The 14,186-nt window shown below is 71.3% G+C and carries 14 protein-coding genes; 9 read left to right on the forward strand and 5 right to left on the reverse strand.

The window, feature by feature from the left end; translation table 11 throughout:
• The first annotated feature begins 251 nt into the window (after positions 1 to 251).
• Positions 252 to 707 (forward strand): hypothetical protein, encoded by a 456-nt coding sequence (locus ACIOHC_RS23705; protein ID WP_351082132.1) that lies wholly within the window; start codon positions 252 to 254, stop codon positions 705 to 707.
• A 131-nt stretch (positions 708 to 838) separates the two neighbouring features.
• Here ACIOHC_RS23705 and ACIOHC_RS23710 read toward each other — a convergent pair whose 3' ends face one another.
• The 4 genes from ACIOHC_RS23710 to ACIOHC_RS23725 all read right to left on the reverse strand — a co-directional run bounded on the left by ACIOHC_RS23710 (position 839) and on the right by ACIOHC_RS23725 (position 3,604).
• Positions 839 to 1,456, reverse strand: coding sequence for a nucleoside triphosphate pyrophosphatase (locus ACIOHC_RS23710; RefSeq protein ID WP_351082134.1), 618 nt, complete (start codon positions 1,454 to 1,456; stop codon positions 839 to 841).
• Positions 1,457 to 1,468: 12 nt separating this feature from the next.
• A complete protein-coding gene (mmpB, locus tag ACIOHC_RS23715) occupies positions 1,469 to 1,597 on the reverse strand; it encodes a morphogenic membrane protein MmpB (RefSeq protein WP_093900106.1) in 129 nt (42 codons plus the stop codon).
• Between the two features lie 190 nt (positions 1,598 to 1,787).
• Positions 1,788 to 1,997, reverse strand: a complete 210-nt coding sequence (locus ACIOHC_RS23720; RefSeq protein WP_351082136.1) for an acyl-CoA carboxylase epsilon subunit — start codon at positions 1,995 to 1,997, stop codon at positions 1,788 to 1,790.
• Between the two features lie 14 nt (positions 1,998 to 2,011).
• Complete coding sequence (locus ACIOHC_RS23725) at positions 2,012 to 3,604, reverse strand: acyl-CoA carboxylase subunit beta (protein WP_351082138.1); 1,593 nt, start codon at positions 3,602 to 3,604, stop codon at positions 2,012 to 2,014.
• 134 nt (positions 3,605 to 3,738) lie between these two features.
• Between ACIOHC_RS23725 and ACIOHC_RS23730 the strand changes: the two genes are divergently transcribed.
• The 5 genes from ACIOHC_RS23730 (at position 3,739) to hutH (ending at position 10,151) form a co-directional block, all read left to right on the forward strand.
• Positions 3,739 to 4,644, forward strand: coding sequence for a biotin--[acetyl-CoA-carboxylase] ligase (locus ACIOHC_RS23730; protein ID WP_351082140.1), 906 nt, complete (start codon positions 3,739 to 3,741; stop codon positions 4,642 to 4,644).
• A gap of 286 nt (positions 4,645 to 4,930) precedes the next feature.
• Positions 4,931 to 6,100, forward strand: a complete 1,170-nt coding sequence (locus ACIOHC_RS23735) for an adenylate/guanylate cyclase domain-containing protein (RefSeq protein ID WP_351082142.1) — start codon at positions 4,931 to 4,933, stop codon at positions 6,098 to 6,100.
• A gap of 361 nt (positions 6,101 to 6,461) precedes the next feature.
• Positions 6,462 to 7,274 (forward strand): enoyl-CoA hydratase-related protein, encoded by an 813-nt coding sequence (locus ACIOHC_RS23740; RefSeq protein WP_365689411.1) that lies wholly within the window; start codon positions 6,462 to 6,464, stop codon positions 7,272 to 7,274.
• A gap of 84 nt (positions 7,275 to 7,358) precedes the next feature.
• A complete protein-coding gene (locus tag ACIOHC_RS23745) occupies positions 7,359 to 8,522 on the forward strand; it encodes a GGDEF domain-containing protein (RefSeq protein ID WP_365689410.1) in 1,164 nt (387 codons plus the stop codon).
• Positions 8,523 to 8,600: 78 nt separating this feature from the next.
• Positions 8,601 to 10,151: a histidine ammonia-lyase gene (gene hutH, locus ACIOHC_RS23750; protein ID WP_351082148.1), complete on the forward strand. Its 1,551-nt coding sequence runs from the start codon at positions 8,601 to 8,603 to the stop codon at positions 10,149 to 10,151.
• 46 nt (positions 10,152 to 10,197) lie between these two features.
• On the opposite strand, the gene ACIOHC_RS23755 is transcribed toward hutH, so the two are convergent.
• Entirely contained in the window at positions 10,198 to 10,485 is a 288-nt protein-coding gene (locus tag ACIOHC_RS23755) for a hypothetical protein (RefSeq protein ID WP_351082149.1), read from the reverse strand.
• A gap of 108 nt (positions 10,486 to 10,593) precedes the next feature.
• On the opposite strand from ACIOHC_RS23755, the gene ACIOHC_RS23760 reads away from it, so the two are divergent.
• From ACIOHC_RS23760 to ACIOHC_RS23770, 3 genes are all read left to right on the forward strand, one after another.
• Complete coding sequence (locus ACIOHC_RS23760; RefSeq protein WP_351082151.1) at positions 10,594 to 10,989, forward strand: hypothetical protein; 396 nt, start codon at positions 10,594 to 10,596, stop codon at positions 10,987 to 10,989.
• A gap of 291 nt (positions 10,990 to 11,280) precedes the next feature.
• On the forward strand, positions 11,281 to 12,546 hold the full coding sequence (locus ACIOHC_RS23765; RefSeq protein ID WP_351082153.1) for an Ig-like domain-containing protein: 1,266 nt from the start codon (positions 11,281 to 11,283) through the stop codon (positions 12,544 to 12,546).
• Positions 12,547 to 12,711: 165 nt separating this feature from the next.
• On the forward strand, positions 12,712 to 14,178 hold the full coding sequence (locus tag ACIOHC_RS23770; protein WP_401843850.1) for an ABC transporter permease: 1,467 nt from the start codon (positions 12,712 to 12,714) through the stop codon (positions 14,176 to 14,178).
• Positions 14,179 to 14,186 lie beyond the last annotated feature (8 nt).

Raw genomic sequence — 14,186 nt, forward strand, 5'->3', positions numbered from 1 at the left:
CAGTAGCCACGAGGTGTGGTCCAGGTCTCTGTTCATGCAAGCAGCCCCGTCCGGCGTTTCTTTGTCGAGTCCCCACTAATGGGCGAACGATTCTTTGCCCGTCGCGCGGCGGTCACGACGAGGGGGCGCAGGGGAAGCGCACGCGTGCGCGTCAGGAGTGCAGGGCGGAAGCGAAGGATGCCCGGACCCTTGTCCCGGGCGTTACCCGTTAGTAAGGTCCGCGCTATCGCACGTACTGCAGGTAACAGGGGGTGAGCGCCGTGGTGCGCAGACCGGTGGCGTTCGTGGCGGCGATCGTGCTGTTCGCGGAGGCCGTGGGCATCGTGGTCGTCAACGGCATCCTGGCGACGGTCGTCAGGAACCAGGACATGTCGCTGGCCGGGCTGGAACCCTCCGCCATGGTCAACGGCACCTGGGCGATGGGCGGCGTCTTCGGGCTGTACCTGCTGCTGTGCGGGCTGGTCCTCCTGCTGACCGGCATCCGCGACCGGGCTCCCGGCCGCATCGGCCGCATCGCCCTCATCACCTGCGCGGTGGTGCACGGGGTGCTGGGCGCGCTGACGGTGGGGCTGGTCGGCTGGGCCGCGTTCGCGTCCCTGATGGTGGTGCTCGGGCTGATCGTGCTGGCGCTGGTGGCGTACGGCCCCGAGCCCGGGAGCGGCCGGACCGCCGAGGACGCCGAGCCGAACGCTCCGGCTCCCGTCTGACCCGAATGGCCGAACCGGACGGCTCGGTCCCGGGGGTCCGGCTCGGTCGGTCCCACCCGAACGGCCGGACCGGACGGCTCGGCGAAGTGGCCGCTCCGGCTCAGAGCCTGTCGGGTGACCCCGGCAGACTCTCAGCCGCGGACCCACAGCTCGGTGACGGAGATCCCCAGCTCGCCCAGCAGCCGGCGCAGCAGTGGCAGCGAGAGTCCGATGACATTGCCGTGGTCGCCCTCGATGGAGTCGACGAACGGTGCCGAGCGGCCGTCCAGCGTGAAGGCGCCCGCGACGTGGAGCGGCTCGCCCGTGGCCACGTAGGCGGCGATCTCGGCGTCCGTCGGTTCGCCGAAGCGGACGGTCGTGGACGCGGTCGCCGAGGCCGTGCGTCCGGTCGCGGTGTCGATCACGCTGTGGCCGGTTTGCAGCACTCCGGCCCGGCCGCGCATGGACTTCCAGCGGGCGATGGCCTCCTCGCCGTCGGCCGGCTTGCCGAGCGCCTCGCCGTCGAGTTCGAGGACCGAGTCGCACCCGATGACCAGGGCGCCCGCCGCCTCGGGCCGGCCGGCCACCGCGGCGGCCTTGGCCTCGGCGAGCACGAGCGCCAGCTCGGCCGGTGTCGGGGCGCTCAGCGCGTCCTCGTCCACCCCGCTGACGATCACCTCGGGTGCGAATCCGGCCTGCCGCAGAAGGCCGAGACGGGCGGGGGAGGCGGAGGCGAGCACGAGACGGCGCTGATCAGTCATACGCGCCATCGTAGAAGCCCCTCACCGTGTCCCGAGCACGAACATCGCGACCACCATCGCGAGCGCGAGCACCAGCCCCGCGCGCCGCATCATGTCCTGGGCGTCGCGCAGTTCCTTCGGCGGCTTGTTCTCCGGGTCGGACCACAGCATGGGACCGATCCTGCTGCGGGGCCGGACGGCGCGCCTGAGTACGGGTACTCAGGCGCCCTGGTGCGTACGGGCCAGATCGCGCCGTACGCACCGAGGTCCGGACCCGAAAGGGCCCGGACCTCGGAGAACACGGGCGGACGGGTGACGGCCCGGTGTGCGGGGGAGCGGGGACCGGGCCGTCGTCCCGCGACTACCCGGGCCAGTACGTCCGCGCCCAGGCCCGCGGCCCCGGCAGATGGCGTTCGCGCCGGGCGATGCGCCCCGGGTCGGACCACTGACCGGACGGCGCCGGAGCGCCGGGCGGCACCTCGGACAGCGGTGCCGCGGCGCGTGCCCGGACCACCGCCAGCGCGGCAGCCAGCTCCTCCGGGGTCGGGTTGCCCCGTACGACCTTGATCATGGTCAGGACCCTTTCTAGAGGGGGATGTTGCCGTGCTTCTTCGGGGGCAGCGACTCCCGCTTGGTGCGCAGCTGGCGCAGCGCCTTGACGATGTGGGCGCGGGTGGTGGACGGCATGATCACCGCGTCGACGTAGCCGCGTTCGGCCGCCACGTACGGGTTGAGCAGCGTGTCCTCGTAGTCGGCGATCAGCTTGGCACGGGTGGCGTCCGCCTCGTCGGGGTCCGTGACGGCGGCGATGGTGCGGCGGTGCAGGATGTTCACCGCGCCCTGCGCGCCCATCACGGCGATCTGCGCGGTCGGCCAGGCGAGGTTGATGTCGGCGCCCAGGTGCTTGGAGCCCATGACGTCGTACGCGCCGCCGAACGCCTTGCGGGTGATCACCGTGATCAGCGGGACGGTCGCCTCCGCGTACGCGTAGATCAGCTTGGCGCCGCGGCGGATGATGCCGCCGTACTCCTGGTCGACGCCGGGCAGGAAGCCGGGGACGTCGACGAAGGTCAGGACGGGCACGTTGAAGGCGTCGCAGGTGCGGACGAACCGCGCCGCCTTCTCGCTCGCGTTGATGTCCAGGCAGCCGGCGAACTGCATCGGCTGGTTGGCGACGATGCCGACCGGATAGCCCTCGACGCGCCCGAAGCCGGTGAGGATGTTCGGGGCGAACAGGGCCTGGGTCTCCAGGAACTCGCCGTCGTCCAGCACGTGCTCGATGGCGGAGTGCATGTCGTACGGCTGGTTCGCGGAGTCCGGGATGAGGGTGTCGAGCTCGCGGTCCTCGTCGGTCGTGGCGAGGTCCGCCTCCTCCGGGAAGGCCGGCGCTTCGGAGAGGTTGTTCGAAGGGAGGTACGACAGCAGCGACTTGACGTACTCGATGGCGTCCTTCTCGTCGCCCGCCATGTGATGCGCCACCCCGGAGGTGGTGTTGTGGGTGCGGGCGCCGCCGAGTTCCTCGAATCCGACGTCCTCGCCGGTGACGGTCTTGATGACGTCGGGGCCGGTGATGAACATGTGCGAGGTCTGGTCGACCATGACGGTGAAGTCGGTGATCGCGGGGGAGTAGACCGCGCCGCCCGCGCAGGGTCCGACGATCAGCGAGATCTGCGGGACGACGCCCGAGGCGTGCACATTGCGGCGGAAGATCTCGGCGAACAGGCCGAGCGCTGCCACGCCTTCCTGGATGCGGGCGCCGCCGCCGTCGTTGATGCCGATGACCGGGCAGCCGGTCTTCAGCGCGAGGTCCATCACCTTGACGATCTTCTCACCGTAGACCTCTCCCAGTGAGCCGCCGAAGATGGTGAAGTCCTGCGAGTACACGCAGACGGGGCGGCCGTCCACCGTGCCGTGGCCGGTGACGACACCGTCCCCGTACGGGCGGTTCTTCTCGATGCCGAAGTTGGTGGAGCGGTGCCGGGCGAACTCGTCGAGCTCCACGAAGGAACCCTCGTCCAGCAGGAGGTCGATCCGCTCGCGGGCGGTCAGCTTGCCCTTCGCGTGCTGCTTCTCGACCGCGCGCGCGGAGCCCGCGTGCGTCGCTTCGTCGATTCGGTGCTGCAGGTCCGCGATCTTGCCCGCGGTGGTGTGGATGTCGATCTCTTCCGGCTCGGACATCGGGTGGCGGCTCCCTGCCTGGTCACGGGGGACGACTGTGCTGCTGATCAGGTACTGAACACCTACTGATCCGTAGGGTATCGGCGCGGATACGGTTCGGCAGTGCGTCGTTTACCACACCTAGTCTGGCTTGCATGACACCTTCGGATGCGCCTCACAGCCGCTGGTCGGACCTGGACCGACCGCCCCTCAACGTCCCCGCGCTGCGCCGCGGGCTGCTGCGGCCGGGCGGCCTGTGGACCTCGCTCGACGTCGTGGAGACCACCGGGTCCACCAACTCCGACCTCGCCGCACGCGCGGCGTCGGGCCTTGTCGAGGGGGCCGTGCTGGTCGCCGAGGAGCAGACCGCGGGCCGCGGGCGCCTCGACCGCACCTGGACGGCCCCGGCCCGTTCGGGCCTGTTCCTCTCCGTCTTCCTGACGCCCGGCGACGTCCCCGTCCGGCGGTGGGGCTGGCTGCCGTTGCTCACCGGCGTCGCGACGGCTGCGGGCCTGGCCCGCGCGGCGGGCGTCGACACGGCCCTGAAGTGGCCGAACGATCTTCTCGTGACGGTCCCCAGGAGCTCCGACAGGCTCCGTGCGGGTCAGACCCCGCCGGGCGAGGAGCGCAAGGCGGGCGGCATCCTGGCCGAGCGCGCCGGGGACGGCGTCGTCGTCGGCATCGGCCTCAACGTGTCCCTGCGCGCCGACGAACTTCCCGCCGCCACGGCCGGCTCGCTGGCCCTGGCCGGGGCGGTCTCCACCGACCGGGAGACGCTGCTGCGGGGCGTTCTGCGCTCACTGGAGCACTGGTACGGCCAGTGGCGCGCGGCGGAGGGCGACGCGGCGGCGAGCGGACTGCAGGAGGCGTACGCGGCGGGCTGCGCGACCCTCGGCCGCAGGGTCCGGGCCCAACTGCCCGGCGACCGCACGCTCACCGGCGAGGCCGTGGCGATCGACGGCGACGGCCGCCTGATCCTGTCCACCGACGACGGTCTCCAGGAGCCCGTGTCGGCGGGTGACATCGTGCACCTGCGGGGCGTCGGCGGCGGCCTGGTCTGAGGTCGAGGCGGGGGTGGGCCGTCGCGAAGAGGCCCGCGTCGCGTCTGCCTCAGCCCGGTGGTGCCTGTCCCGCCGAGCCCCACGGCCCGCCCGAACACGTACCCGGGGCTTGAAAACCATGCCCTCCTGGCAACCACCCACCGCCCGTGACCACCCGCGCCCCCCGGCCCCAGGAACATTCCGGGAAGACTCAGGGACGTGAGCCACGGCACACCTGCCGTATCGTTGAGGCGATCCACCGACAGATCGGCAGGGCAGTGCGCAGGGAACGGGCAGGAGGCGGCTGGTGACCGTCGACGACACGACCTCCGGTGCGGGCGCGGAGCCCCCGTCGGAACCCTCGGTCCACCCGACACCGCATCACGAAGTCGACCATACGGCGGAACCGACCGACGATCCCCTCGCGATCCGGCTGGAACAGCTGATCCTGGGCGCCGACCGTCGCTACACGCCGTTCCAGGCGGCCCGTACCGCCGGTGTCTCGATGGACCTGGCCTCCCGGTTCTGGCGGGCCATGGGCTTCGCCGACATCGGGCAGGCCAGGGCGCTCACCGAGGCCGATGTGCTGGCGCTGCGCCGGCTCGCGGGACTGGTCGAGGCGGGGCTGCTCAGCGAGCCGATGGCCATCCAGGTGGCCCGGTCCACCGGGCAGACCACCGCCCGGCTGGCGGAATGGCAGATCGATTCCTTCCTGGAGGGGCTGACCGAACCGCCCGAGCCCGGAATGACCCGCACCGAGGTCACGTACCCGCTGGTCGAGCTGCTCCTGCCGGAGCTGGAGGAGTTCCTGGTGTACGTGTGGCGGCGCCAGCTCGCCGCCGCCACCGGCCGGGTCGTGCAGGCCGCCGACGACGAGGAGATGGTCGACCGGCGCCTGGCCGTCGGCTTCGCCGACCTCGTCGGATTCACCCGGCTGACCCGGCGGCTGGAGGAGGAGGAGCTCGGCGAGCTGGTCGAGGCGTTCGAGACCACCTCGGCCGACCTGGTCGCCGCCCACGGCGGCCGGCTCATCAAGACCCTCGGCGACGAGGTCCTCTTCGCCGCCGACGACGCGGGCACCGCGGCCGAGATCGCGCTGCGCCTGATCGAGGCGATGACCCAGGACGAGACCATGCCGGCGCTGCGGGTCGGCATCGCGTTCGGCACGGTCACCACCCGAATGGGCGATGTCTTCGGTACGACGGTGAACCTCGCGAGCCGGCTGACCTCGATAGCCCCGAAGGACGCCGTGCTGGTGGACGGGGCGTTCGCGGAGGAGCTGACCCGTACCGGCGACGCGCCGGCCTCCGAGGCACAGGCGGCGGAGGAGGCCGCAGCGGCCGAGAAGGAGCGCCGGGACGGCATGGAGCCGTCCCTGCCCAAGTACCGCTACGGGCTGCAGCCGATGTGGCAGCGCCCGGTGCGCGGCCTCGGCGTGGTGGAGCCCTGGCTGCTGGCACGCCGGGGCACGTCCTAGCGCTGTGACCGGAAGGGTTCACCGGCTCGCGAGGCCCGACACGGGACCTCGCCTTGTCGCATCACACGAGTGCGTCCGGCACGAGGGCGACCCTCCGCCGTGCGACGCATCGCACCGGACGCCGCGAGCTTCCCGGCAGACCCTTCCGGCCACGGCACCAGGTGCATTGATCACGAGCGTTGTCGACACGTGGGTCCTCCGTCCGGATCGGGCCGGACCGGCGCGCGGGGCGCGGGGCCGGGGCGCGCGAGCCCGGCGTGATCCGAACGAGAGGCCCCGGGTCCGAACGCGCCCGGACCGCTGTCCGGGGAGCCCCATAGGATCCCTCCGGTAACGATCGTTAACCGGAGGGGTGCCAGTCATGACCGTCACGTCCGAGCAGCGGTTCGGGGAATTCGTCGTCGTACGGGTCCACGAGGGGCAGGAGCACGTCGCCGAGCTGGTCCTCGACCGGCCGGGAGCGATGAACGCGGTGTCCACGGACATGGCCCGCTCGATCGCCGCGGCCTGCGCCGCGCTCGCCGCCGACCCGGGCGTACGGGTCACCGTCCTCACCTCCAGCCATGAACGGGCCTTCTGCGTGGGCGCGGACCTGAAGGAGCGCAACTCCTTCACCGACGCCGAGCTGCTGCGTCAGCGCCCGACGGCCCGCGCCGCGTACACCGGCGTACTGGAACTGCCGATGCCGACCGTCGCGGCCGTGCACGGCTTCGCGCTCGGCGGCGGGTTCGAGCTGGCCCTGTCCTGCGACCTGATCGTCGCCGACCGCACGGCCGTGGTGGGGCTGCCCGAGGTGTCGGTCGGTGTCATCCCGGGCGGCGGCGGCACGCAGTTGCTGCCGCGGCGGATCGGCGCGGCGCGCGCCGCCGAGCTGGTCTTCACGGCGCGGCGGGTGGAGGCGGCCGAGGCGCGTGAGACGGGGCTGGTCGACGAACTGGTGGAAGCGGGGCGGGACCGGGAGACCGCGCTGGCGCTCGCGGGGCGGATCGCCGCCAACTCCCCGGTGGGGCTGCGGGCCGCCAAGCGGGCGCTGCGCCTGGGGCACGGCCTCGATCTGCGCGCCGGTCTCGAAGTCGAGGACGCCGCCTGGCGGTCGGTGGCCTTCTCCGGCGACCGCGCCGAGGGAGTGGCCGCGTTCAACGAGAAGAGGAAGCCGAACTGGCCCGGCGAATGACGTGAGTGTTCAAAGGGACACGCAGTGAACACTCTCGGCATCCCAAACTGATCAAATCACCACAAAACTACATAAGCTGTAGCGATGGGTGGTGATGATGCGCGCCTGCGGGCCGTGGTTTCGCTTGCGCAGACGATGGCGGCGGCACACACCCCGCGGGGGTCGTGGCGAGCGGCTGCGCTGGGGGCGTGCGAGGCGTTGGGCGGCAGCTTCGCCGCGCTCTCCGTCTGGGAGCGGGGGCGCGGGCGGCTGCGCGTTCTGGTGAACGCGGGCGAACGGGCCGAGGGGGAGGAGGAGTTCCCCGAGGAGGAGGCGTATCCGGTGCACCGGTTCCCGGAGATCACCGAGTTCCTGCACGAGCGGTGGGCCGGTGGCGGTGAGCCGGACGCCTGGGTCGAGACCGCCGACGGTGCGGTGGGCGGGACGCCGTGCGTGGGGGTGCGGGGGTACGGGCGCGGATACTGCCAACAGCGGGTGGCGGCCCTGCGCCGACGCGGGCGCGGCTGCTGCGTGGTCGCGCCGATCGTGCTGCACGGGCGGGCCTGGGGTGAGCTGTATGTGGCCCGCCCCGTGGGGCAGCCGGTGTTCGGCCGGGAGGACGCGGACTTCGCGACCGTGCTGGCCGCGGTCGTCGCCGCCGGGATCTCCCAGACCGAACGGCTCGAAGAGGTCCGCAAGCTCGCCTTCACCGATCCGCTGACCGGGCTGGCCAACCGCCGTGCCGTCGATGTGCGGCTCGACGAGGCGGTGGAGCGGCACCGCGCGGACGGGGCGGTGGTCAGTCTGGTCGTCTGCGACCTCAATGGTCTGAAGCGGGTCAACGACACCCACGGCCATGCCGTCGGGGACCGCCTGCTGGAACGTTTCGGCTCGGTGCTGTCCCGCTGCGGCGCCATGCTGCCCGGTGCGCTCGCGGCCCGGCTCGGCGGCGATGAGTTCTGTCTGCTCGCGGTGGGCCCAGAAGTGGACGAGGTGATCCGGGTGGCCGCCGAACTCTGTGAACGGGCGGCCGAGTTGGAGCTCGGTGACGGGGTGGCGTGCGGGATCGCGTCGACCGGTGATCCGATCGGCCCCGTGGTGTCGGCGCGACGGCTCTTCCGGCTGGCGGACGCGGCCCAGTACCGGGCGAAGGCGGCCCGTTCCACGGAGCCGGTGGTGGCGGGGCGCGACGGGGAGGTGATCCGGCTGGCCGACGCGCCGCCCAGGTCCCCGCACGATCGCCGCCACCTGCGCGGCAGCCGCCCCTGACCGTGTGACCGGACGGGTAAGGGGTCAACCGTGCGACCACTAGTGACATGAAGGGATTCAATCCGTACGCTTCTGAATATGGATATGCATACAGTCGTGGTGGGGACGTCCGGTACCACCGCCGAGGACGTCATCGCCGTGGCCCGCGGCAACGCCCGCGTCGAGCTCTCCGCGGACGCCGTGGGCGCGCTCGCCGCAGCCCGCGAGATCGTGGACGCGCTCGCCGCCAAGCCGGAGCCGGTCTACGGCGTCTCCACCGGCTTCGGGGCGCTGGCCAGCCGGCACATCAGCCATGAGCTCCGCGCACAGCTCCAGCGCAACATCGTCCGCTCGCACGCCGCCGGCATGGGCCCGCGGGTCGAGCGCGAGGTCGTCCGCGCTCTGATGTTCCTGCGGCTGAAGACGGTCGCCTCCGGGCACACCGGCGTGCGCCCCGAGGTCGCGCAGACCATGGCCGATGTCCTCAACGCGGGCATCACCCCCGTCGTCCACGAGTACGGCTCGCTCGGCTGCTCCGGCGACCTGGCCCCGCTCTCCCACTGCGCGCTGACGCTGATGGGCGAGGGCGACGCGGAGGGTCCCGACGGCACCGTGCGCCCCGCCGGCGAGCTGCTCGCCGCCCACGGCATCACCCCGGTCGAGCTGCGCGAGAAGGAGGGCCTCGCCCTCCTCAACGGCACCGACGGCATGCTGGGCATGCTCGTCATGGCCCTCGCCGACCTGAAGAACCTCTACACCTCGGCCGACATCACCGCCGCCCTCTCCCTGGAGGCGCTGCTCGGCACGGACAAGGTCCTCGCCCCCGAACTGCACGCCATCCGCCCGCACCCGGGCCAGGGCGCCAGCGCCGACAACATGCTGCGGGTGCTCGCCGGTTCCGGCCTCACGGGCCACCATCAGGACGACGCGCCCCGCGTCCAGGACGCCTACTCCGTGCGCTGCGCCCCCCAGGTCAACGGCGCCGGACGCGACACCCTCGACTACGCCGGGATCGTCGCCGACCGTGAACTGGCCTCCGCCGTCGACAACCCCGTCGTGCTCCCCGACGGCCGGGTCGAGTCCAACGGCAACTTCCATGGCGCCCCCGTCGCGTACGTCCTCGACTTCCTGGCGATCGTCGCGGCCGACCTCGGTTCGATCACCGAGCGCCGCACCGACCGGCTGCTGGACAAGAACCGTTCGCACGGGCTGCCGCCGTTCCTCGCCGACGACGCCGGGGTGGACTCGGGCCTGATGATCGCCCAGTACACCCAGGCCGCCCTGGTCAGCGAGATGAAGCGGCTCGCCGTCCCCGCCTCGGCCGACTCGATCCCGTCCTCCGCGATGCAGGAGGACCACGTCTCCATGGGCTGGTCGGCGGCGCGCAAGCTCCGTACCGCCGTCGACGACCTCGCCCGGATCGTCGCCGTGGAGCTGTACGCGGCGACCCGTGCCATCGAACTGCGCGCCGCGCAGGGCCTCACGCCCGCCCCGGCCTCGCAGGCGGCCATCGAGGCGTTGCGCGCGGCGGGTGTCCAGGGGCCGGGGCCGGACCGCTTCCTGTCGCCGGACCTGGCCGCGGCGGACGCGTTCGTCCGTGCCGGAAGGCTGGTCGCGGCGGTCGAGCCGGTGACCGGACCGCTGGCCTAGAGGAGCACCGCACCGGCCTGGAAGAACGCTGAAGATCCTGGCCTGTTCAGGCGGAGAGGGCGTCGGCGCGGCGGACCGAGTAGGTGACGAATGCCGCGCCGATGCCCAGGAACGCCGTGCCGCCGATCAGATACGGGCTGGTGTCGACCCCGGCGCCGGTGTCGGCGAGCCTCGGGCCCGTCGCGGTGTCCTCGGCGGCGGTCGCCTGTCGGCTCCGGGCGTCCGGAGCGCCGGCCGATTCGTCCGTCGCGTTGGCGGACGGGACGAACCACAGGGCGGCCAGCAACGTGCCCGCGGCGGTGGCGGTCAGGAGCGGGCGGCGAGCAGCGGCCACGGAATCGATCCCCCTTGTCACAGCCGTGAGTTAGGCCTGTACACCGATGCTAGTGAAAGCAGCGGGTCGTGGGAAAGTCGCGGGGGCGGGGAGCTTACGCTCCGGCACATGAGCACTTCTGGGACATCACAATTTGTTCGGCTTCGCGTCGAAATGGTGTTGGAGATCACGGACCCCGACGCCCTCAGCGGCACCGCACTGGAGTCCATCGCCGCCGAGTACGGGGAGCCCGGCGGCGAGGCCGCCGAGGAGCGCGTACGGGCCGAGGAGGCCGTACGGGAGGACGGCGCGGAGGCACTGGCCTCCCTCGTCGATCCGTTCGACCTGGTCAGCGAGGTGCCGGGGGTCGAACTCGCCCAGGCGTCCTGGAGCAGCGAATCCGTCGACTACGACCCGGACGACCCGGACGGCTGGGACCTCGACGAGGACGAGGACGGCGGCGAAGAGGACGACGAGACCGACGACGTCGACGAGGCGGACGACGGCGTCCCGCACAATGGGTGAGGACGACGGCGGACACAACGGTGTGAGCGGCGGCACGGAGCAACGGGTCCGGCAGGTGTGAAGCACCGGCCCCGGCCCGCTTTCCGTGGGCCGGGGCCGTCGTGCGCACCGGTCTCGCACATATGTGATCGGAAGCGGGAACCACCGCCGCCACGGACGCGTCGGTGAGTGTTGTTCCCCACATCTCTCTTGGATGTGGAACGAAGGACCCTTTCCATGGGTTCTAGGAACATTGACGGGTTTCGCCGGGCGACGGCGGCTCCGCTCGGGGTTTTGGGGGATTCGGCAACGATGGAGAAGCGTGTGATGACGGGAAGCAAGCGGCGCAGGGGCCTGATGGCCGCGTCCGCACTGCTCGGCGGCGTTCTGGTGCTCACGGCCTGCAACGACGGTGACGCGAGCGGCAGCTCCGAGGGCTCGAAGAACTCGCAGGCGGCCGAGGTCGACAAGGCGGCCGCCCAGGACGCGTCCGAGGCGCAGATAGCCATCTCGCCGAAGAACGGCGCGACCAACGCGAGCATCAACAACGACGCGAAGGTCACCGTCGCCAAGGGCACGCTGTCCCAGGTCGCCATGACCACGTCGGACGGTGCGGCCGTCAAGGGCACGCTCGCCGCCGACGGCAGGAGCTGGAAGCCGGACGTCCAGCTGGAGCGCTCGACCACGTACAAGATCAGCGCGACGGCCAAGGACTCCAAGGGCCGCGAGGCGCACGAGAACTCCTCGTTCACCACCGTGTCGCCCGCCAACAGCTTCATAGGCAACTTCACCCCCGAGGACGGCTCCACGGTCGGCGTCGGCATGCCGGTCTCGATCAACTTCAACAAGCCGATCACGGACAAGAAGGCCGTCCAGGCCGGGATCACCGTGACGTCCAGCAGCGGCCAGCAGGTCGTCGGACACTGGTTCAACGCACAGCGCCTCGACCTGCGTCCGGAGAACTACTGGCAGGGCGGCTCCACCGTCACGCTGAAGCTGGCGCTGGACGGTGTCGAGGGCTCGAAGGGCGTCTTCGGTGTGCAGCAGAAGACCGTCACCTTCAAGGTCGGCCGCAACCAGGTCTCGACGGTCGACGCCAACACGAAGATGATGACCGTCACCCGCGACGGCAAGACGATCAAGACCATCCCGATCTCCTCCGGCTCCTCCGCCAACCCCACGTACAACGGGCAGATGGTGATCTCCGAGAAGTTCAAGGAGACCCGGATGAACGGCGCGACGGTCGGCTTCACCGACGGCGACGGCAAGGGCGAGTACGACATCAAGGACGTGCCGCACGCCATGCGGCTCTCCACCTCGGGCACCTTCATCCACGGCAACTACTGGGGCGCGCGGTCGATCTTCGGCAGCGCCAACACCAGCCACGGCTGTGTCGGTCTCGCCGACGTGAAGGGCGCGAGCGACGCAAGCCAGCCCGCCGCGTGGTTCTACGACAACTCCCTCGTCGGCGACGTGGTCATCGTCAAGAACTCCCCGGACCGGAACATCACCCCGGACAACGGTCTCAACGGCTGGAACATGAGCTGGGCGGAGTGGACGGCGGGCTCCCAGGCCTGACCCGCACGCACCACCCCACCCGCAGTCCCGAATCCCGTACGGAGGCGGCGGCACCCGGATCCCCTCGGATCCGCGGCGCCGCCGCCTTCGGCGTATGCAGGTGTTCTCATCCGGCTCTCATCGTGGCCTTAACCCACCATCACCACCGGCTCGTAGCTTCGCGCCATGTTCTTCACCTACCTCCGGCGCGAACTGCGCCGCCGCAGAAAGGCGGCGCTGGTCGTCGCCTCGGGACTCGCCCTGGGCATCGCGCTGGTCATCGTCGTCAGCTCGGTCTCCTCCGGCATGAGCAAGGCCCAGGACAAGGTCCTGCAATCGCTGTACGGCCTCGGTACGGACATGACGGTCACCAAGGCCGCCGTCGCTCCCGGTTCGAGCAGCGGACGTCCGAAGTTCGAGTTCGACGCCAAGGGCAACGACGACGACTCGACACAGAGCAGCGACCGGGTCCTGGTACAGGGTTTCCAGACGCTGGCCGCCTCCACCGTCGACGCGATCGGCGGACAGAACGGTGTCGCGGACGCCGTCGGCGGACTCAGCCTGAACGTCATGAAGATCGACGGCCAGTTCAGGCGCGGCGAGTTCAAGCAGCAGGGCGGCACGGGAGGCCAGGACGACCGGGGCGGTCCCGGTGGGCAGGGCGGCAGCACGCAGCCGCGGGGCGAGGTCAGGGGCGGTGGTGCCTCCTTCGACGTCAACTCCTACTCCGTGTACGGCACCGACGTCACGAAGCAGGCACTCGGCCCGCTGACCTCCTCGAAGATCACCAAGGGCCGTACGTTCAAGACGTCCGAGACCGACGCGAAGGTCGCCGTCGTCGACTCCGCGTACGCCAAGGAGAAGAAGCTCGACGTCGGCAAGACCGTGACCGTCCACGGGACCGAGTTCACGATCGTCGGGGTCTCGACCGCCGACAGCGGTGACGCGGCCGCCAACCTCTACATCCCGCTGAAGCAGGCGCAGACCCTCGCCGACTCGAAGAACAAGGTCACCACGGTCTATGTGAAGGCCACGGACTCGCAGCAGATCGACCAGGTCAAGTCCACCATCCAGAAGAACGTCCCGGACACGACCGTCACCACCTCCGCCGATCTCGCCGACACCGTCTCCGGCTCCCTCTCCACCGCGTCCGACCTGGCCGCCGGCGTCGGCAAGTGGCTGTCGATCGCGGTTCTGGCCGCCGCCTTCCTGGTGTCCGGACTGCTCACCTCCTCGGCGGTCAGCCGCCGGGTACGGGAGTTCGGCACCCTGAAGGCGCTCGGCTGGAAGAGCGGCCGGGTCACCCGCCAGGTCGTCGGCGAGGCCCTCGTCAACGGACTGCTGGGCGGGGTGCTCGGCATCGCCGTCGGGCTCGCCGGCGCGTACGTCGTGACCGCCATCAGCCCCACCCTCACCGCACAGCTCGGCTCCTCCGGCGGCGGAACGGGCGGCATGGGCGGCCGGTTCATGGGCGGTCCGGGCGGCCGCGGCGCGGCCAAGACGCTCGACGTCGCGCTGACCGCGCCCGTCTCGCTCTCCATCATCCTGATCGCCGTCGCACTGGCCGTGGCGGGCGGGCTGATCGCTGGTGCGTTCGGCGGCTGGCGGGCCTCCCGGCTGCGCCCCGCCGACGCCCTGCGCCGCGTCGAATAGCCCGCCCG

The organism is Streptomyces sp. NPDC088252 (assembly GCF_044740965.1).
Lineage (GTDB): Bacteria > Actinomycetota > Actinomycetes > Streptomycetales > Streptomycetaceae > Streptomyces.